The sequence below is a fragment of the Halomicrococcus pelagicus genome (assembly GCF_050954125.1).
Window position 1 is genome coordinate 142,325 of record NZ_JBPBWC010000007.1, and the last position, 19,305, is coordinate 161,629.

Sequence of the window (19,305 nt, forward strand, 5' to 3'; positions counted from 1 at the left end):
TATTAGCCGGGGTTGGTATAGTTAGGGCCAACGCTTTCACTCCTATATGTTTTGACAGCCACTATGATCCGGAGATACCCTTCGTGAGGACTGAGGGACTCCTTCGATCGGGTCATTCAACGAGGTAAGATAGGATGGAACGCGACAGACAGGAGGCGACGAGCCGACCGTGGTGCTGCCTGGAGAGGAACGGGAGACGCTCCGTGTCGCCCTTGAGAAGGGATATTTCGAGGTGCCGAGAGCGACGACGCTCGTCGAGATCGCTGATGAACTCGGCCGGTCAGACGTCGAGGTTTCCCAGCAGCTCCGCCGTGGGATGGGCGACGTATTGCGCGAGACTACTATCCTAAAGGGGGAGTCATGACCGGTGATTCTGCCGCTCCAGGCTCGTTAGACCGGATATTCGACGCGCTCAGCCATCCCTATCGACGTCGAATTCTGCTGCTCGTTAGCGAGCATAACCCGCGTGACGAAGACGAATTCTCCGTCGTAGAGCTTGCCACCGAAGACGACGACCTCGAACTGCTCACGACCGAGCTGTACCACGCCCACCTCCCAAAGCTTGCTGAATCGGGGTACATCGAGTGGGACGAGGATATCCACAGTATCCGTCGAGGACCGAACTTCGATGAGATCGCGCCGTTACTCCGGCTGATGGACGACTACCAAGACGAGCTACCAGAAGGGTGGCCGTGATGGACCGGCCGAGCCACCGTGAGGCCGTCGACCTGCTCAAAGAACTCGGGCTCAAAGAGTATGAATCGGCGTGTTTCGTTGCACTCTCCCGACTTCCCCACGCGACCGCCAAAGAGATCAGTGACATCTCGGAAGTGCCTCGCACGCGTGTGTACGATGCTGTTCGGGTACTGGACTCGAAAGGACTCGTCGAAACACAACACTCGAGTCCGAAGCAGTTTCGTGCGCTCTCTGTCGACGAAGCGATCGACCTGCTCAGAGCCGAGTATCGATCGAAGACCGAGACCCTTCGAGAAACACTCCAGTCTATCGAACCCGTCGATGCTGGCACCGAGTCGAATCCACCCCTCGAGGTCTGGTCACTGAGGGGATCGGATGCAATCGAGACTCGTGCCCGGCGCCTCACTGACGATGCCGATCACGAGCTCGTCTTCGTGGCCTGCGACGATCACGTCCCGACGGACGCGTGCGAAGGGGCCCTGCGAACGGCTCGACAGCGAGACGTTGCCGTCACGGTGGGTACGGTCGACGGCGTTTCACGGCAGTCCTTCGATCTCGCAGAAATCGAGACGGTTACTCTGGAGACGACGGTGCTTGAAAAGGCAATTTCCTCCGACGAACCGTCCGATATCCGCCGAATACTCTTGACTGACCGGAACACAGTCTTGATAAGTTCACGTCCGACAGCTGGGGAAGAGGATGTCCCCGAGCGGGCAGTCGTGGGCCATGGCTCATCTAATGGGTTCGTAACGATCGTTCGTAGACTGCTACTCGATGCGTTATCCCCCGATTCTTTGGAAACTCTTCCCGCTCAGTCCTCGCAGTCGTAAGCCTGCTTGTAACGTAGAGAGGTGCACATAGGTGCGGGGATCCAATAACGAGAAAGATTCTGTAGGAACGTGATGGCATCGACACAGACATCTCGGCGGGACGTGTTCCGACGTGCTTCCCAGCGGCGAACTCTTGGTTGGCCCTCGTACGACTCCACTCCGTTCTACGACCCGCAGGTCGTTAGGTGGGCTTGAGCAGGACGTTCGGACCGTCGCGGCAGTCTGGTTCAAGCACGACGCCTACGGGTCTGTCGACGAGTTTCGCCTCGACCACCTCCTCCTCGTAGGAGCTCATATATTGGACAAAGTAGCAGAGGATACTAAGATCAGACTGTGAATTTGGCCTCCGGAAACGGCCATTATTGACACGGCCGGTGAAGCGCCCCGAACGGTGGTTCGACACGTATTCTCGGATATTGGAGTGTGCTGTGGGATTGGATTGGTTGAGTCGGTCGCCGCTTCCGTCTATCGACACGGAGATTGGTCGGCTGTTACTGGCCGACCGTGAGGCGATTTTGGTGAGTTCGTTCACCGAAACGAGGGCAGACGGCCGTGAGCACGAACAAGGCGTCTTTGACCGCGGATTCGACAACGGGCTGGTCGCAATCACCCGACGGCTGATGGCGACGGGATTGTTGTCTGTGAACGATCCCGAAGATGAGGAGGCCTGAGTCCCCACGGGAGCGTCGGAGAGAACGTCATATCATTGGCCGGTAACAGCAGACGTGTCCCCAATGGCACCGACTTCTGTCTCTCGGCGCGATGTCTTCCGTTCGATAGCTACAACATAGTATCTCGACTGGCCGGCCTACGACTCGACGCCACTGTACGACCAGAGTTCACTGACTGCGCTCATTGAGGATTTCCGGACCGTCTCTGGAATCTGGTTCGAGCACAACGCCCACGACTCGGTCGAGGCGTTCATCTGTCAGTATCCACTTTCCTATGTGGAGTTCAATCCTCACGACCAGTACTCCGGTCCGACTCGATACGAGATGCCACAGCTCTTCAGAGCGTTCCTGCTGAAAGAAGTGTACGGCTGGGGTCACGAAACCGCGCTCGTCGAGTATCTCCGGCAACACTCAGAAACCCGTCGCTCGCTCGGGTTCGATTCCGTTCCCGACCAGTCGACACTCTGGCGCAGTTGGAACAAGCGCTTCAGTGCCGACCTCCGTGAGACAGTCGAGAGAACGGCTCGGACGACCCTCATCAACGCACAGAACGCCGGTGTTGCGGTTCCCCGTAACCCGGAACGGAAGCTCCAGTACTATGGCGACGAGTCTGGGCCGACCGATCCGGACGACCAGACTGTTTTGGAAAAAGCAGCGAAGATCAGCGATCACGTCAGCCGCGTCGTCTTCCCCGCGTTCTCGCTGGACCGTGGCGAGGGCTGTGAGATCCACGAGAACGCCTACTGGGACCTGCAGACGTATCTCGGACTTCGCGAGAGGCTGGCTGCGAACGAAGGGGCTCGCAGTTTCGTCTACGAATCGACTCGGGATCGGACGCCGCTGGGGCACGCCCATCGCGAGCACATCCGCGACCTCTCGATTGACCAAGTGCGAGCGATGTACCGGCAGGCCATCACTCGGCTCCTGAACGAAGTTGCGGAGACAGAGCAGTTCTTTCGAGCCGGAATCGTCGCGATCGACATTACCGAAGCTGACCCGTTCACCGGCGATAGAACTGGTCACGAGGACGAGATCATCGGAACAAAGGAGAAGACTGACGAGTACGCCTATCAGTGGGCGACAGTCCAGTTAGTCGGCAACGCCGTTCCGCTCGTGCTTGATGCACGACCGGTTCGACGAGGAGAGTCACGCAAGGAAATCGTCGAGGACTTGCTGGATTCGGCTGAGGACCTCGTTCACGTCGATAACGTGCTGATGGACCGGGAGTTCGATAGCCAGCATGTCTTGGAGATGATCAGCCAGCGTGGGCTCTCCTACGTCGTCCCGAAACGGATGCAGACGAGTGAGAAAGCGCAGGCCAAGCGGTTGCTCCAGCGTGACCAGGACCGATACGAGACCGACCGGAAGCTCCACCTCGGCAAGAACGAGTGGCACGAGACGACGCTGATCTACCGTCGGAAAGAGGACTCCGAGCACGACGACCATCGACAATATTCGGTGTTCATGACGAATTGCGGGAGTGGTCACCTCACGGAGTACGGCTATCGCTGGGAGATCGAGAGTGGGTACAGGTCGATCAAACGGTTCATGGCGGCGACGACGTCGAAGGATTTTGGGCTTCGATTCTTCTACTTCGCGTTTGCGTGTCTGCTGTACTCGATCTGGCGCGCTGTCGATCTCCTCGTCCAAGCCGAATTGACTGGCGAGTATGAGCACTCACCGGTGATTACAGCGAACAACACACTGACGCTGCTGAAGAAGGAAACTGGAATCGGGTAGTGAGGAACTCTGTTCGGGTTAGCGTGCCGTCTGAGTGGCTACGCTGTTGGATGTCTCGAAATTTCTCCCATACGATTGGAAGTATGACAAGAATGGTACTTGGAGAGAGAATTAAGGTAGTTTCCGCTGACCGAATCGGTCTAATTCACGAATTACAGCCCCGCTAAACCCGCTGTAGTCTCAACTTCCACTGTGCGTTTCGCCCTGAACATTGAGGAGGGTTTCGTGCTGGCCTGCGAATGAAGCACTCGGGAGATCTTCGACGGTAGCGCTGGAGCGAGCGGCGTAGGCCTTATTTACTCCGGTGTCAGCGACTGCGTCCTTAATTGCTGTTTGTACTTCGGAGGGAAACGACAACGACTGGATAGTGTCCCTGAGCGCCCCTCCAGCCTCTGCAGTGGCCCCGTATCCTGTGGGTCGAGAGATTCGAGAGCTCGGATTCGATCAAGAATGTCTGATTCGGTGAGGAGGGCATTGTACGCTGCCGTTGTGACGACGAAGCCCTTCGGAACCGGGAACGCTGCTTATACGAGTCGGGCTAGGTTCGCCCCTTGTCCACCAACGAGGGAGATCTCAGGAGCTCTCGGGTCGGTCAATGAAAGGGCGAACGGCAATCCTGTGTACTATTATTCATGATTTATTGTCTAGTCGTTCTACAATCCCGCTTGTGCCATCGACACGAATCTGTTGACCTGTCTGTATTTTCCGGGTTGCATTGCGGACAGAGACGACCGCCGGAATCCCGTATTCGCGTGCGACAAGGGAACCGTGACTCATCTGCCCACCCACTTCCACGACGACTCCGGCTGCATTCAGAAACAGCGGTGTCCAACCCGGGTCGGAAGATGGGGTAACGAGAATCTCATCCTTTTCGATCCGCTCTTCACTCGGATCCCGAACAACCCGAGCGACGCCTTCAACAGTCCCATCTGAAACACCAGTTCCCACCAGTGCCCCCGCTGGAATGTCTTCGCGTTCACTCTCACCGCTCAGGGCTTCACCGTCACTCGTCAGGACCGGCGGTGCATCCATCGAGGCGTGACGTTGAAATTCAGCGCGGCGAGCAGCGACATCGACGTCGATCGATTCGCCATCGAGTACGTCGAAAAGTTCCGCTTTACGAAGGAACCATACATCATCAGGATCGACGAGTTTCCCTTGCGAGACCAGCCGTTCGCCAGCGTCACGAAGTACCTCGTGCCATGCCGCGTAAAAGTATGCAACACCGTGTTTTGGATACTCGCGAGTTTGAATACCATCGCGATACGTCCGGATTAGTCGACTGACGAAGCGTCGACGGAGTAAACCAAAGACCCTGTTGCCTGCTCGTTGCTCAAGCCGTTTTCCTGCCGCCGCAGCCTCCTGTTCCAATTCTTGGACGCGGTCGCGGTGTTCTCCAACGTTACTTGTCTTGACTGTTGATTGAACAATGGACAGCAATACCGAAGGATTATCCTGCCATCGAGGACGGCTGATGTCCATCTCTCCAGTCGCTCGGTGACCGAAGGAATCGAGGAATCCTGCAAGTTCAGAGCGGAATGCGTCTCCGCCTTCCACAGATTCGATTGCTTCGAGCGGTACATCACGATTGAGGGCTTCAACGACGGCAGGATACTCTCGCGCTACATCCGCAAGGTCACCGATTCCGAGATTGACCTTCGTCAGCATTTCCTCTGGCAATCCCCTCCCGACAGCGTTGACGTCATCAGGAGCATCAGGGAATTGTCGTTCAAGTTTGCCCTCTGCGGCATTTCTGGCGATAAGTGAACCCATTGCTGGAAACTGCGTGGCCTCCCTAGGGATGTCGAAGACAGCACGAACTTGCCCAGCTGTGTCTTCAGGAGACCGCACCTGGGAGGCGATGTTCTGCCCCCACGTCTCCCACTTCGCCTGTTCTCGCTCTGGAGACACAGGGTCACCAATGAACGCGCCAACAAATCCACCAAACACCGTGATTAGTTGAGGGATGGATTCCCACAGCAGCGTCCAGGCCGAACTCGCAACAGTGGGTAGTGAAGCAAGTCGTTCCGAGAACGTCCGGTCTTGGTGAAACTCCTCGCCCCGTCGGTCAAGGAGGTCGGCGATAGCAGCTCCCATCTGCTCGTTCGCCTCACCCATTCTCTCAGGAAACCGCTTTCGCAACAGACCGGAGCGGAGTGGGGGCGATACGTTGAGGTAGATGCGCCCACCTGCCTCGACCACCCACTGTGTCTCGGGGTCAAATCCGTATTCTGTGAACAGCGTTTGAACATACGACTTCCAGACGTCTACCACGAGTGGCGGCATCGCTTCGGCGAACGACTGTCCATGTCCCATGCTGATGTAGACATGGAGACGGTCGTCATCTGGAGCGGGTGAGGGCAGCGGGAACAACGACGTAATCGGTCTGGCCTGCAGGATGATGACCTCGCCTTCTTTTACTGACCACTCGATGTCCTGCGGTCGATCGAAGAGTGATTCGATCTCTCGTCCGATCTTGACCAGTGCATGCACCCGGTCGTCGGTGAGCACCCGCCTCAATCGTTCGGATCTCGGAAGTTCGACCGTCTCCGTCCCTCCGTTGGGGCGGCGGCGAACTGCAACCTGCTGGTCACCGACCTCGTAAGTGCGAATATCGCCCGTCCGAGCATCGACTGTGATGCTGTCCGCATTTACTTCTCCGGAGACAAGCGCCTCGCCGAGACCGAGACACGCCTCGATGGTGGTGGTGTGGCGGTTCCCCGTCTGCGGGTCGGCTGTGAAGAGCACTCCCGAGAACTCCGGAGAAACCATCTGCTGAACGACGACTGCAATTGAGACATCCTCCTGTGAGATCCCGTTCTTCGCTCGATACGCGATAGCCCGATCAGTGAACAGACTCGCCATACAGTCACGGACACGGTCGATGACCGCATCCACTCCCTTTACGTTCAGGAATGTCTCCTGTTGCCCAGCAAACGAGGCATCAGGGAGGTCCTCGGCCGTCGCACTCGACCGCACTGCGTACGTCTGCTTCGCAGCCACGGGGATGAAGCCGGCGGGCGTGCGGAAAAAAATACCTCGGGGAGCTAAGAGAGCTCCTCGACTCCGGGGTGATCCGCTCAGTGACCGGACGGCGGTACCCGGTAGCGGAGATCGTCGAGGCACACCGCTACGTCGACACCGGGCACAAGCGCGGGACTGCCGTGGTTACAATCGACTGACTGGCCAAACCTCAGACGAGTCGAGACCACCGGCGAAACGCTTCCAGCGACCGTGGGGGCCACGCGTCGTCCACTCGTTCGCGTACGCTGGGTTCGCGTTCGGGACAATCCATGCTGCAGCCATCGGCACCGACCTGACGGGGGTCGTCCGTCTCCTGCTGGGCCTCTCGGTGGCGTTTCTCGTGTACGTGCCCTTGTTGCGCTTGCTGGTGCTTCGAGGGATACCATCGAACACAACTCTGGGTTAGTAGCTGTCCCAGCGGCCCAGAATACGGTCGACAACTCTATTAGTGAACGAGCGCCGGTGAACCGTGTAGAGGTATTTGACCCGGTCGGGATCGATGACATCGTAGACGACGCTCCGGCCGTCGCGCTCTTTCGTGACGAGGTCGGTCTCGGCGAGCTTCGAAAGATGCCACGAGACAATCGACTGGGTTTTGTCGAGGCGGTCGCTCAGGTCAGTCGTCGAGAGCGGGCCGTCCGCGAGCAGGTGCGCGAGAATGCGACGGCTGTACTCCCGACAAAGGGCGTTCATCACTGCCCGATCGGCTTCGTCGAACTCGGCAGCCGGATAGTACCGCGTGTACTTGCCGTCGTCCGAGACATCGATCAGCCCCTCGTCGGCGAGCCACCGGAGCTGATACTGGAGCGTCCCTTTCGCGTACTCGAGGTCGTCGAGAAGCGCGCGAAAGTGAACCCCCGGCGCGTCGGCTATCCGCTGGTAGATTGTCCGTCGTGAGGCCAGTTCGAGATCCGGATCCGACATTGCTCAGTCCCACGTCAAAGCGATGAAGAACGCCAGGAGGCCATCGAGAATCAGGATCGCACTCTCGTGTTCGAGCAATTCGAGCGTTGCGTATGGGAATTACGGGAGCAGCGGATACTCGAGAAACACAATGAGTCCGTAGACGGCGAGCATCGCGTACCCGAGCGTTGACGATTCGCATACGGCCATCACGTTTCCGTCGCCACGCCAGGAAGCTGAGGACGCTGAGCCCTGCAGCGAGAACGAAGATACCGAGGCTGACGTACTGTTCGAGGAGTTGAGCGAGTGGCATACGTTCCTATCTGTGCACACGGCCGGTGCGACGTGCTCGGCGATCGATACAACTCAATCGAAGGGGGTGGCGGGGAAACGATTGGCGTTCAACCGTCGAATCTAAGCGATGAGAATCCACCGACACTTCGAGAGGGGCTTCAGGCGATACCGCCGAGGAGGTTTCCAACGGTGTAAGCGACAATCGCGGCGGCCATTCCGACGACGAACATCTCCGCCCCGTTCACGAACCAGCGCCGGCTCGTCACGAGACTTCGACTCGCCCCCACGGCAAAGAAGGCGAACCCGGTGAAGGCGATCGAGAGGGGAAATGTCGGCCTCACTTCGAGGATGTACGGAAGCAGGGGGGCCCAGCCAGCAATGACGAACGCGAGAAACGTGACGAACGCCGTGCGTCTAGGCGACTTGCCGTCGGCCAACTCTTCGGGCGGATCTCGCTCGCCCTCTCGAACGGATCGCTGGTAATCGAGTTCCGACCGACGACTGAGGTAGTTGCTCATTCCCATCGAGAATCCGTCGGCGAATAGATTCGCTGCACCGAGGATCAGCACGATCGAGGGATTCAATGCCGCCCCGGCAACGCCAGAGACCACGGCGAAGGTCGTAACGATCCCGTCGTTGGCGCCATAGATCACTTCTGCAAGATACTGTCCGGACGATTCGACGTCGTCACCGAGGAGCTGTTCAATCATTCTTGCTCTTATTTTTCACGTCCTCGACTAACTATCCGTGGTCTCTCGCATTCGGAACCGAGCATAACGATTTCATGGATACGCGCACATGAACAATTATGAGAGAACGTATTCTCGTCCCGCTTGATGGCTCTCCCCTCTCACATCGAGCGCTTGAGCGAGCCATCACAAAGCACCCCGACGACCAGATTACCGTGCTCTACGTGATCGATCCAATGCTCTCCGTCTACGAAGCGGAGACAAAGGGACTGTCCGCAGCGAGCACGTGGCACGATCGGATGAAAGAACGGGCCGACGAGATCTGTGCCGATGCGACAGAGCAGGCTACCGACCACGATTGCGAGATTACGACGGCGACCGAAATCGGTCGTCCCGCCCGCGCTATCCTGGAGTATGCAGACGAACACGACATCGAGCACATCATCATGGGAAGCCACGGCCGCGAGGGCGTCTCGCGGCTCGTCCTCGGGAGTGTCGCAGAGCGCGTGATGCGACAAGCACCGATACCAGTGACGATCGTCCGATAGATCTGTTCGCCTCATACCGTCGGTCTGTTCAGGAAGTGGCCGTCTTTCTCGGAGCTATCTCACCGTTATTCTATTGGATGAGGGGGCAAGCAGCGGTCACGGCCGGGTGATGCGCTGAATGCACTACTAAGCCCTCGCGTCGCAATTACACTAGATATGACTACTCCGGAAGATATCGAACGCTACCGTCGCAATCACCAGGACGAAATAGACAGTGCGACGGTCTACACGGCGATGGCTGACGCCGAATCGCAACCACAGGTCGCAGAAGTCTACCACCGGCTGGCCGAGACGGAGCGAACCCATGCAGACTTCTGGACTGAGAAGATTCGAGAGGCCGGTTCCGATCCGGGAAACGCCAATCCATCTCAGAGAGCCAGAGTACTGGCGTGGCTAGCTCGTCGATTCGGGCCGGGGTTAGTACTATCCTCAATGCAAGCCGGGGAAGCCATCGGTGGGAGTGGCTACGCGACCCAACCAGAGGTCACAGGAACCGGGATAGCAGCCGACGAACGCTCACACATCGTCTTCTGACAGTCATCGCAGAAACGCCCGGGCAAGGAGCTCGAGGAGAAGTCCTCGCCCAGCTCGAAGGCCGCCACCGGGCGACTAGCGGCAACGCACTCCGTGCCGCTGTTCTCGGCGCGAACGACGGTCTGGTCTCCAACCTGAGTCTCGTAATGGGCGTCGCCGGCGCGGCACTGGATTCGACGGCGATTCTAATTACGGTCTCGCCGGACTCCTCGCTGGCTCGGGGTCGATGGCGATGGGCGAGTGGCTCTCCGTCCAGAGTTCTCGGGAACTGTATCAACGCCAGATTGGCATTGAGGCCCAAGAACTCGCCGAGGTTCCTGAAGAGGAGGCAGAAGAACTGGCGCTCATCTACGAGGCGAAAGGCCTCTCGAAAGAACGCGCAAGAGAGATTGTCGAGCAGTTGATTGCCGACGAGGAGATGGCACTGGACACACTTGCCCGCGAGGAGTTGGGCATCAATCCAGAAGAGCTGGGCGGTTCAGCAGGGGAAGCGGCCGCGACGTCGTTCGTGCTCTTCGCACTCGGAGCCATCGTCCCCGTCCTCCCGTATTTCGTGTTGAGCGGACTGGTCGCCGTCGGCGCGAGTCTCGTGCTGAGTGCAATCGCGCTGTTCGTCATCGGCGCCGGCATCACCCTTCTCACGGGACGGTCCGTGCTCTTTTCTGGATTTCGACAGGTCGGGATTGGACTCGCTGCTGCGGTCCTCACCTACGGTGTCGGGAGCCTGATTGGGGTGACGCTCGTCGGCTGACAACGGGTTTCGACGCGGGCGGTCGGAGAAGGCACGGCATCCAGAAAGCAGGCGCTCACCCGCTCAAACCAGCTAGCAGGAATATCCCATTCGAGTGCGTACGTACAGTATGGAATTCGTTCGTGGCGTCGAAGTCGCCGATGGGGTGTATCGATTCGGGACGCGCCGAATCAACTGGTACATCATCGAGGAGGACGATGCGCTCACCGTCGTCGACGCTGGCCTCCCCAGTCATTGGGACCTCCTCGTCGAAGGTGTCGAGGCACTCGGACACACGGTATCCGACGTTGCGGCGGTCCTCATCACCCACGGCGACCTCGACCATCTCGGATTCGCCGAATGGCTTCGACAAGCTGCTGACGCGCCGGTGTGGATCCACCCGGCCGATGTGCAGCGAGCGAACACGGTTTCCCGGTCGCTCCCACCGCTTGACTTCTTGAAGGTGCTCTGGAAGCCCCCGGCGTTTGCGTACTTCGTCGAAGTTGTCCGTTCAGGGGTCGGGTCAGTACCACAACTCACGGCGTTCGAGATCTTTGAGGACGGCGACGAACTCAACGTTCCTGGCCACCCAATGGTCATTCACGTCCCTGGCCATACGGCCGGGTCGTCCGCGTTCTATCTCCCCGATCGAGCTGTGCTCTTCTGCGGTGACGCCCTGATGACGTACAACGTGCGAACTGGCCGCCACACTGAACCGGCAGTGTTGCCACCGATACACTACGACACCGAGAAGGCGCGGTCGTCGATACGAAAATTGGATTCCTGTGGCGAGGTCGTGCTGTTGTCCGGACATGGTGAGCCCTGGCCGGGGGACATGAGGACCGTCGGGTAACAGCTGGCTCGGCGGGCCAATAACAAAGTCCGTTCGCCGCGAAGTGGACAGGGAACACGAGGGGGGCTCGGAAGAATTCCCCCGCGTTCCAACACCAGTCCGATGAATCCAATCGAGAGAGGAAAGATCACGCTTGACGTGTGGCGGACCAGAAGAGCGACCCGTGCAGAGATAGAGGCTCGAGAGCGACGACGGCTCGCTGAAATGCTCTCGTTCGTCCGGCGACAGTCACGGTTCTATAAGCAACACTACGCCGACGTGCCCGAGGGCAGTACCGACCTCACACAGTACCCGCCGGTGACGAAGCCGATATTAATGGAACACTTCGACGACATCGTCACGGACACGGCAATAACCAAAAGCGAGATCGACGCGTTCGTCGCCGACGAGACGAAGATTGGCGAGCGCTTCCTCGGCATGTATCCGGTTTGGACGACGTCTGGGACGACCGGGGAACCGGGGGTGTTCGTCCAGGATGAGACCGCATGGACCATTTCAGATGTGCTGGGTGATCGGTGGATCGTGCCCGCAATGGCCGGAATTTCGTCACTGTCCCGACTTTTCACACAGAATCTCCGCATCGGACTTATCGCCGTTTCGGGCGGTCACTTCGCCGGTGCGGCCGGTCTCGAGATGATGCGTCGGGAATCCGTCTATGGAGAGCGTCGCCTTCGACTCTTTTCTCCGAAGAGCCCGATCGACGACCTGATCTCCGATCTGAACCAGTACCAACCTGCCATCCTCGAAGGCTACTCGACCGTTTTCGTCGAGCTGGCGCGAGCCCAGCAGGATGGTCGACTCAACATCAGCCCGGCACTCGTTCTCCCCACGGCAGAACCCATCTCTGAGACCCAAAAGCGAATGCTCCGGGACACCTTCGATTGTGTGGTCCGAGAACTCTATGGGGCGACGGAATTCGTCCCGATTGCCGTCGAGTGCGAACACGGAAATCTCCACGCCAATACCGACTGGGTCGTGGTCGAACCGGTCGACGAGGACTATCAGCCGGTCGAATCTGGGACGCCGTCGGACACCGTCCTCATCACGAGCCTCTCGAATCGAGTGCAACCGCTCGTTCGGTACGATCTCGGAGACAGCATCACGCTGTACGAAGAGCGGTGTCCATGCGGGAGCGCATTCCCCATTATGGAAGTCGGCGGACGGCAAGGAGACGTCCTCCAGTTCGAAACCGATGAGGGAGAGGAGGTCCCGATTTTCCCACTCTCCCTCTCAAGTGTCGTCGAAGAAGTTCCGGGTATCTATCGACCCCAGATTATCCGCACAGCCCCCACGACACTTCAGGTCCGCTTTGATGTCACTCCTGATGCAACCGAGGAGGAGGTCTGGAAGCATATCGAGCGGGAGCTCCAGTCGTTCCTTCGTACTCACGGGATTAGCCGCATAACTGTCGAAGCGGCATCCAAGCCTCCACAACGAGAAGAACGAAGTGGGAAGTTCCGGCACGTGTGGTCAGAATTAGAGAAGTAACTCACTCCGTTCAGTCGCCATCTTGGGCATTCGATGTTGCTGAGTAAGTCAACGAAGAGATCATGCTCAACCACGAAGAGATTTGAGAACCATATGCATTGAGAATCCCAGTCTCAACTTTTGCGGCCACGCGTGGAGTTGCGACTACAGCGAGTTCGGCGGGTCTGTGATGCGCGATTTCGACCGAATCGACTGACGAAGTCGTTCTCGACGTCGCCGTGGGGAGTCGATTCGTATTGTAATTGCAACTATTTCACTACTTACTCGACGGTCTGGTCAGCGCTGCCGCTCCCGACCGGGGCGGTCGGCGCGCTTCTCGACGTTATCCGATACCCGGCGCCTTCTTCAGCAGCGTGAGTGTGTTGTCGGCGGTCACCATCGGTGAGCGCTCGTATTCGCCAGTCAACTCGACCTGCACGAGGAGATCGACGCCGCGCCACATCGAGTAGAGAAGACAGGCGAACGCGAAGTAGAAAAACCGGAGGACGAAGTTCTTGGAGGTAGTGGCGGGCATGAACCGCTTGATCGTCCGATACCCCCGCTCGATCTCCCAGCGATACGCATATTCGGTAAGATAGCTCGTCCTCTAATTCGACATGAACACCGAGTACTGGCGGTAATCGTCGTGTTCCGAGCGCTCGTTGCGACGATAGATGAGCGTCGTTTCATGCCACTCGTTGTTCCCGAGGTGGAGTTTGCGGTCGAGAACGTAGCGGTCCTGTTCGCGTTTGAGAAGCCGTTTTGCCTGCCCCCGTTCGCTCGTGTACATCCGCTTCGGAACAACGTACGAGAGGCCGCGCTGAGAGATGGCTTCGAGAACGTGCTGGCTGTCGAACTCCCGGTCCATCAGCACGTTGTCGACTTGGACGAGGTCTCAGGCACTGTCTAGGAGATCTTCGACGATGTCGACACGACTCTCGCCGTTCCGGACAGGCCGGGCGTCGAGGACGAGCGGAACCGCGTTGCCGACCAACTGAATCGTCGCCCACTGGTAGGCGTACTCGTCGCTTTGCTCCTTGGTGCCAATGATTTCCTCTTCGTGGCCCGTTCGGTCGCCGGTGAACGGGTCGGCCTCGGTGATGTCGATAGCGACGATTCCCGCGCCATGAAAGGCGTCAGTCTCTTCGAGGCGGTCGTTCAGGCGCTTCATCGCCTCCCGGTACATCGCCCGAATCTGGTCGATAGAGAGCCGGCGAATGTGTTTCCGGTGGACATGCCCCAGTGGTGTCCGCTCGCGCTGTGACTCGTCGACGAACCCCTCGCGCCCTCGTTGGCCGCGAGATTCTCTCGCAGGCCCAGATACATCTGGAGGTCCTAGAAGGCGTGCTCGTGGATTTCACACCCCTAGCCACGAGGCAGCGAGAACGCCGGTTAGACGATATCGCGGACGTGGTCAGTAACTGCTTCAGCCTGTTTGAGGACCGCGCGGTCCGTGGGTGGGTTCTCGTTCTCTGTCTCGTTATGAGGCGTCGTGCGCTCTGGCTCACGCGGGATATCGACACCCGCACGGTCAGCGGCGAAGAGAACCGACCGAGCAGCCGTCTTGATGGTTTCTCGGAGGTCGGTGCTGAAGCGCTCGTGCCAACTGCGCCACAGCGTCGACTGGTCGGGTACTGATTCGAAGCCGAGTTTTTGGCGTAGGTTAGGGTGGTTGCGGAGATACTCGACGAGCGCAGTCTCGTGGTCCCGACCCTGGAGTGTTTTGACTAAGAACGCCCGGACGAGTGGCGTCATCTCATACTGCGTCGGCCCGGTGTATCCGTCGTGTGGCTGGAAGTCCATGTACGCAAGCGGTAGGTGGCAGGCGAACTCATCGACGCACTTGTGAGCGTCGTGCGTGAACCACTCGCTGGCGACGGTGCGGACGTCTTCTTCGAGGGCCGGGAGCGACTGACGATCGTACAGCGGGGTCGACCGATACGCCGGCCAGTCGTGGTACGAGGTTTGGGCGAGGGCTCGAAAAACGTCGCGTCGAGCGGTTCGGGATGCTCGCAATCCCTCTTCGATGTCCTTTGCCGAGATTTGCTCCCGGTCAATCGTCATACGTCTAGCCAGTAACTATCCATAGAGCCCCTCCTCGAACCAAGTAAGAGAATAGGATTCGCACTGTCCTACTCGGAGCTGTTCGCCGGCGATGGAGCCGTCTCGCGGCGGACAAACTTCTCTTCTTTAATATTGTCAACTGCTGGCAAACGGCGTAAGCGAGGTCGGAGGCTAAAGTAGAGACTGACGAACGCAAAGCTGAACGTAGCGACTACCATCGTCGGAACGACCCCGAAGGTACTCCCTGCAATTCCACCGAGGAGCGACCCGAACGGCACCGTGAGAGTTGCTACGCTCGCGTCAACAGATGTGACCCTGCCAAGGAAGTCCTCGGGGGTGACCGTCTGTATGAGCGTCTGGCCCATCACGTTCGTGACACCCATCGGAACTCCCGTCAGAGCAAACAATACGACCGTCAGTGCCGGCCATGGTGAGTAGACCGCAACGACCCACATGACGAATCCAATTCCGAGTCCGACGATTCGGATTGAGCCATACCTGATGTGGGTCAGTCGGGAGGCGACCAGCGCGCCGGTGAGCCCCCCGGCCCCGATCGCCCCGAGTAAGGCTCCATAGAGTATCGAGCCACCACGAGCAGCGGCGAACGCTGGGAGAACAGCGAGCATCACACCGGTGCCGAAGTTGGTGACCGCTGTGGTGAGCATCATTTCGGTAAACACTGTCCCTCGAAGCCACTGCACTCCATCTCGGAGGTCAGATAGATATCCGGAAACGTCGATTGCAGCCGTTTCGTCGGTCCTCTCGGACTGCTCGGGAACGGTAATACCGACGAACGAGAGAACCGCGATGACGAACGTGATTGAATCGAGAACGAACAGCGAGACCGCTCCGATCAGAGCAATGAGGACACCACCGAGTGCATTGAACACCATGTTCGTTCCCTGATTGGCGAACGAGAACGCGGAGTTGGCACGAGTCAACTGGCTCTTATCGACGATTCGAGGAAGCGCCGCGTTCTGAGCTGGATACACGAACTGATTCAGAAACGAGAGGAGAGGGATCGTCAGCAGAACCAGCTCGACAGTGAGGCGATTGAAGTAGGCCGCAACAGGTATCGATAGAATGAGAACGGCCTGAATTAGCTGTGTCCAGACGAGGGTCCGGATAAGCGGCCATCGGTCGACGAGGGGTCCAGAGACGAACTGAAGTGCTGGCGGCAAGAGAAGCAACGCTCCGGCAAGACCCGTATAGAAACTCGACCCCGTGAGGTCGTATACGAGCCATGTGCCAGCAATCGTGTAGAGGCTATCGCCAGCGTTCGTGACGAACCGCCCGAACAACAGACGGAGAAAATCCCGGTTGTTCCAGGGAGACGATTTATCTGTGTCTGCAGTGGCCACTGCGTCCTGTTGCTGGCTCATGGCCACCTCCCCAACAAGATATACATCAGTAGGTTATCAGCAAACGCGAGCGAATTTCCACCGCTGCAGGGATTACAGCTGTAGGTCCGGGCGGCAGGAGAGAGAATTACTGATAGTCTATCGACTGGTGCTGGCTTGTGGGGCGAATCGATTCGGCGTCCAGAGAGTGTCTGATCGTTGGCGACCAGAGACCCGATGGCGGTCTGCATTTGTGTTGGTGTTCATGGTGAGTAAGTGCGACTACGGAACCCGTAGTGAAGTGAGGCGACCCGAGTGCTGCTGCTATCCGGCCGTCGCTATGCAGTTGCGACGACTGCAACGAGAGGAATGAACGGACGTGCAGCCAAGTGGGTCATAAGACGGAACTGAGTGAGCCAACACTGGTCAATTTCTTATATGTGTCGGTTACGCACAGTCGTACGTCATTGGATAACACACATCATGTAACAAAATTGGGAGTAGCCTGTCACAGTGACGTACGTTTCGCTCTGCATTGAGCGAATCAGTCGCAACTTCTGAGATTAGGGTTCCCAGTCGAAACGACGGTTAAATTCGATGACTGGACGCGAAGACACTTTTCTGACGACTATCGAGTATGACTGTCATCGCCTCATTGCAGGTGGTGGCCTCCATATTCGATGACACTATGCAGATGTCATTGTAGTGTCCGGAGGGAGGGGCAGTCTTCACGGGCATGGATTGAGAGTCGCCCGAAACTACTACAGAAAAGAAGCACGGTCTAAATTAACCAGGTGACGTCAAAAACAAACCCTTTGTTAATAGTTAATTCCGGAATTAATATAATATGAGTTTTTATCAGTACAACATAGTCGTGCTCAGTCACCGGCCGATGCCGACGTATCAGTTGGTTCATCACGTCGTCTACGTGGTTCATCACCTATGATCATCTGCCACAGTCGAACGACGAACGCCGCCCATGGGAGGGCAATGAGTGCGAAGCCAGCGACACTGAGCAGCTCTGCGACGTTCGAAAACACCGGGAACGCCGTCGCCCAAAGAGCGAGCATCCCGAGATTGATGCTGACGACCCCTGCCCACGACGGAGCATAATGACTCGCCTCCACTGCGCCCTTCAGATTCACGAGTCCCTCTGAACCTTGGAAGGCATCAACGACGGTCGGCAGGAACGCCATCGCCAACTGGAGCATCCACCCGAAGACCAACCCGTTGATGGCCGCCGTTTCGATGGCTCGACCAGGGACGACGTTTGGAAACAGAAGCACGAGAGGCGCCCACGGAACCGGGAAGACGAGCCATACGTACGCGCCGAGAATATGGCCGACTCGGGCATCTTTCGTACAGCCACCCGCTCGCTTCGTACCGACGATGTTCGCCAACAGTGCAATCGTTCCGACCACGTAGATGGCGAGTCCCGTAAAGGTCAGCACGTGCATCGCCAACCACGGGCCCGAGACGAGACCGATCGCGCCGATGGTCACGCCCCAGAACGTCACCCGCTTTAGACGAGGATAGCGGAGGTCAGTGCCCGCCAGTGCGGGAATAAGATGTAACAACGTCGCAGCGACGACGAGGGCGAGGAACCCCCAGACGTTCGCGTGGACGTGCGCTTCTATCGAACCGAAGTAGCCACCCGGACCGTGGATGTTGAGCAACATCCCGAACGCTGCAAAGATGCCGACGACGAGAAACCACGGTGCAACGCGATAGTAACGGCTCAGCATCGAACCGTGCAAACCGGCACTGACGCGATAGACCGTGACCAACAGAAGCGCCAGTGCGAACAGCACGATGGTCGCTCCCGTGACAGCTATGAGATTCGAACCGGTCGTCATCCCGTACAGAATTAGCGGATACCCTGCGTTCAGGGAGATCCACTGTAACCAGCGAAGTCGGGATGAAAGACTGCTCGTCGAACCGCCGACGCTTCCGACGAGGTGGGGAAGCGCCCCGAACAGCGCCTGTGTCATCCCGCCGATGGTGACCAGGTGGATCATCACCCAACGAAGTCGCACAAGTGGTTCGATGAAGTCAATTCCAATGGCGAGTTTGCCGACCACGGCCAGTACCCCGACCGTCAGGTACAGTCCTGCCATAACGAAGAACGGATTGTTTCGTGCTTGCATTCGTTTTGGAACCTCGGTAATCGTTTCTTGTCGCGGACAACGGACAATGGTTCGTGCGAACAGGTTGGTGGGATGCGAACATGTTTGGAACCGCCCCTTTGCACGTGTATCGCCTACGCGTTACTGACGGAGGAAACAAGTGCCACGAGCCAAATTCACTATCACCATTCCGGATGAGTCGTGGATATCTCAGATCTCGAACGACTATTCGGATTGTGTGTTCAAAGTCATCACTGTCCTTCCAGGGAGTGAATCGAGTGTTGCGCTTCTTGAAGTGACGGCGAAAAATCCCGTGCCGATGCTCGCAGACATAGAGCATCAGGAGGATATCACGATGCTCGAACTACTCTGGAAAGACGAAGACAAAGCGCTATTACAAGTCGAGACATCGAATCCCCTGCTGTTAGATCCGATTCAGGAGATTGGGGTGCCGTTGCAAACCCCGTTTGAGGTCGTCGACGGCACCGCGAGTTGGGAGCTAACGACATCTTCGGATCGACTCTCTGCTCTCGGTGAACAGTTAGAGGCGTCGGGAATCAAATTCGATATCGACTACGTTCGAAGCATCAGCGACAGTGACGCCGAATCCGTCTTGACCGACCGCCAGCAACAGGTGTTACTCGCGGCCGTCGAACAGGGGTATTACGAGACACCTCGCCGGACGACGTTGACGGATGTCGCGGAATCGATGAATATTTCGAAAGCCACGGCGAGCGACATCCTCCACCGGGCCGAGGGAAAGATCATCGATTGGTTCGTGGCGAACGCGGTATAG

General features: G+C 57.9%; 16 protein-coding genes and 3 pseudogenes. 12 read left to right on the forward strand and 7 right to left on the reverse strand.

Annotated features, from left to right (window positions below; translation table 11 throughout):
- Positions 1-169: 169 nt before the first annotated feature.
- From ACRYA2_RS14625 to ACRYA2_RS14645, 5 genes are all read left to right on the forward strand, one after another.
- Complete coding sequence (locus ACRYA2_RS14625; RefSeq protein ID WP_433629498.1) at positions 170-364, forward strand: helix-turn-helix domain-containing protein; 195 nt, start codon at positions 170-172, stop codon at positions 362-364.
- Complete coding sequence (locus ACRYA2_RS14630; RefSeq protein WP_433629501.1) at positions 361-696, forward strand: winged helix-turn-helix domain-containing protein; 336 nt, start codon at positions 361-363, stop codon at positions 694-696. Before ACRYA2_RS14625 ends, ACRYA2_RS14630 begins: the two co-directional genes overlap by 4 nt.
- Positions 696-1,526, forward strand: coding sequence for a TrmB family transcriptional regulator (locus ACRYA2_RS14635; protein WP_433629503.1), 831 nt, complete (start codon positions 696-698; stop codon positions 1,524-1,526). Before ACRYA2_RS14630 ends, ACRYA2_RS14635 begins: the two co-directional genes overlap by 1 nt.
- A 518-nt stretch (positions 1,527-2,044) precedes the next feature.
- On the forward strand, positions 2,045-2,197 hold the full coding sequence (locus ACRYA2_RS14640) for a hypothetical protein (RefSeq protein ID WP_433629506.1): 153 nt from the start codon (positions 2,045-2,047) through the stop codon (positions 2,195-2,197).
- A gap of 153 nt (positions 2,198-2,350) precedes the next feature.
- Positions 2,351-3,937: a transposase gene (locus tag ACRYA2_RS14645; RefSeq protein WP_433629700.1), complete on the forward strand. Its 1,587-nt coding sequence runs from the start codon at positions 2,351-2,353 to the stop codon at positions 3,935-3,937.
- Positions 3,938-4,117: 180 nt separating this feature from the next.
- On the opposite strand, the gene ACRYA2_RS14650 is transcribed toward ACRYA2_RS14645, so the two are convergent.
- Both ACRYA2_RS14650 and ACRYA2_RS14655 read right to left on the reverse strand, forming a co-directional pair.
- Positions 4,118-4,363: a PEP/pyruvate-binding domain-containing protein gene (locus ACRYA2_RS14650; RefSeq protein ID WP_433629703.1), complete on the reverse strand. Its 246-nt coding sequence runs from the start codon at positions 4,361-4,363 to the stop codon at positions 4,118-4,120.
- A 204-nt stretch (positions 4,364-4,567) separates the two neighbouring features.
- Positions 4,568-6,940: a PEP/pyruvate-binding domain-containing protein gene (locus ACRYA2_RS14655; RefSeq protein ID WP_433629509.1), complete on the reverse strand. Its 2,373-nt coding sequence runs from the start codon at positions 6,938-6,940 to the stop codon at positions 4,568-4,570.
- A gap of 35 nt (positions 6,941-6,975) precedes the next feature.
- On the opposite strand from ACRYA2_RS14655, the pseudogene ACRYA2_RS14660 reads away from it, so the two are divergent.
- Positions 6,976-7,119: pseudogene (locus ACRYA2_RS14660) on the forward strand (zinc-binding dehydrogenase); the annotation flags it as partial.
- A 244-nt stretch (positions 7,120-7,363) separates the two neighbouring features.
- Here the strand turns inward: ACRYA2_RS14660 and ACRYA2_RS14665 are convergent.
- Positions 7,364-7,885, reverse strand: a complete 522-nt coding sequence (locus ACRYA2_RS14665) for a winged helix-turn-helix transcriptional regulator (RefSeq protein WP_433629511.1) — start codon at positions 7,883-7,885, stop codon at positions 7,364-7,366.
- A 431-nt stretch (positions 7,886-8,316) separates the two neighbouring features.
- Entirely contained in the window at positions 8,317-8,868 is a 552-nt protein-coding gene (locus ACRYA2_RS14670) for a VIT1/CCC1 transporter family protein (protein ID WP_433629514.1), read from the reverse strand.
- 98 nt (positions 8,869-8,966) lie between these two features.
- On the opposite strand from ACRYA2_RS14670, the gene ACRYA2_RS14675 reads away from it, so the two are divergent.
- From ACRYA2_RS14675 to ACRYA2_RS14695, 5 genes and pseudogenes are all read left to right on the forward strand, one after another.
- A complete protein-coding gene (locus tag ACRYA2_RS14675; RefSeq protein ID WP_433629517.1) occupies positions 8,967-9,395 on the forward strand; it encodes a universal stress protein in 429 nt (142 codons plus the stop codon).
- A 156-nt stretch (positions 9,396-9,551) separates the two neighbouring features.
- Positions 9,552-9,929, forward strand: a complete 378-nt coding sequence (locus tag ACRYA2_RS14680; RefSeq protein ID WP_433629520.1) for a ferritin family protein — start codon at positions 9,552-9,554, stop codon at positions 9,927-9,929.
- A gap of 146 nt (positions 9,930-10,075) precedes the next feature.
- Positions 10,076-10,680 (forward strand): annotated as a pseudogene (locus ACRYA2_RS14685) (VIT1/CCC1 transporter family protein).
- A 109-nt stretch (positions 10,681-10,789) separates the two neighbouring features.
- Positions 10,790-11,512, forward strand: a complete 723-nt coding sequence (locus tag ACRYA2_RS14690; RefSeq protein ID WP_433629522.1) for an MBL fold metallo-hydrolase — start codon at positions 10,790-10,792, stop codon at positions 11,510-11,512.
- Positions 11,513-11,614: 102 nt separating this feature from the next.
- Positions 11,615-13,000: a phenylacetate--CoA ligase family protein gene (locus ACRYA2_RS14695; protein WP_433629525.1), complete on the forward strand. Its 1,386-nt coding sequence runs from the start codon at positions 11,615-11,617 to the stop codon at positions 12,998-13,000.
- A 322-nt stretch (positions 13,001-13,322) separates the two neighbouring features.
- Here the strand turns inward: ACRYA2_RS14695 and ACRYA2_RS14700 are convergent.
- The 3 genes and pseudogenes from ACRYA2_RS14700 to ACRYA2_RS14710 form a co-directional block, all read right to left on the reverse strand.
- Positions 13,323-14,995, reverse strand: a pseudogene (locus ACRYA2_RS14700) (transposase).
- Positions 14,996-15,111: 116 nt separating this feature from the next.
- Entirely contained in the window at positions 15,112-16,425 is a 1,314-nt protein-coding gene (locus ACRYA2_RS14705; protein ID WP_433629528.1) for an MFS transporter, read from the reverse strand.
- An 836-nt stretch (positions 16,426-17,261) separates the two neighbouring features.
- Positions 17,262-18,530: a hypothetical protein gene (locus tag ACRYA2_RS14710; protein WP_433629531.1), complete on the reverse strand. Its 1,269-nt coding sequence runs from the start codon at positions 18,528-18,530 to the stop codon at positions 17,262-17,264.
- 139 nt (positions 18,531-18,669) lie between these two features.
- On the opposite strand from ACRYA2_RS14710, the gene ACRYA2_RS14715 reads away from it, so the two are divergent.
- Positions 18,670-19,305: a helix-turn-helix domain-containing protein gene (locus tag ACRYA2_RS14715; RefSeq protein WP_433629534.1), complete on the forward strand. Its 636-nt coding sequence runs from the start codon at positions 18,670-18,672 to the stop codon at positions 19,303-19,305.

Coding starts and splice junctions, on each gene's coding strand:
- ACRYA2_RS14705 (WP_433629528.1), bottom strand. CDS start 16,425: ATGAGCCAGCAACAGGACGCAGTGGCCACTGCAGACACAGATAAATCG.
- ACRYA2_RS14675 (WP_433629517.1), top strand. CDS start 8,967: ATGAGAGAACGTATTCTCGTCCCGCTTGATGGCTCTCCCCTCTCACAT.
- ACRYA2_RS14670 (WP_433629514.1), bottom strand. CDS start 8,868: ATGATTGAACAGCTCCTCGGTGACGACGTCGAATCGTCCGGACAGTAT.
- ACRYA2_RS14710 (WP_433629531.1), bottom strand. CDS start 18,530: ATGCAAGCACGAAACAATCCGTTCTTCGTTATGGCAGGACTGTACCTG.
- ACRYA2_RS14665 (WP_433629511.1), bottom strand. CDS start 7,885: ATGTCGGATCCGGATCTCGAACTGGCCTCACGACGGACAATCTACCAG.
- ACRYA2_RS14690 (WP_433629522.1), top strand. CDS start 10,790: ATGGAATTCGTTCGTGGCGTCGAAGTCGCCGATGGGGTGTATCGATTC.
- ACRYA2_RS14635 (WP_433629503.1), top strand. CDS start 696: ATGGACCGGCCGAGCCACCGTGAGGCCGTCGACCTGCTCAAAGAACTC.
- ACRYA2_RS14680 (WP_433629520.1), top strand. CDS start 9,552: ATGACTACTCCGGAAGATATCGAACGCTACCGTCGCAATCACCAGGAC.
- ACRYA2_RS14695 (WP_433629525.1), top strand. CDS start 11,615: ATGAATCCAATCGAGAGAGGAAAGATCACGCTTGACGTGTGGCGGACC.
- ACRYA2_RS14630 (WP_433629501.1), top strand. CDS start 361: ATGACCGGTGATTCTGCCGCTCCAGGCTCGTTAGACCGGATATTCGAC.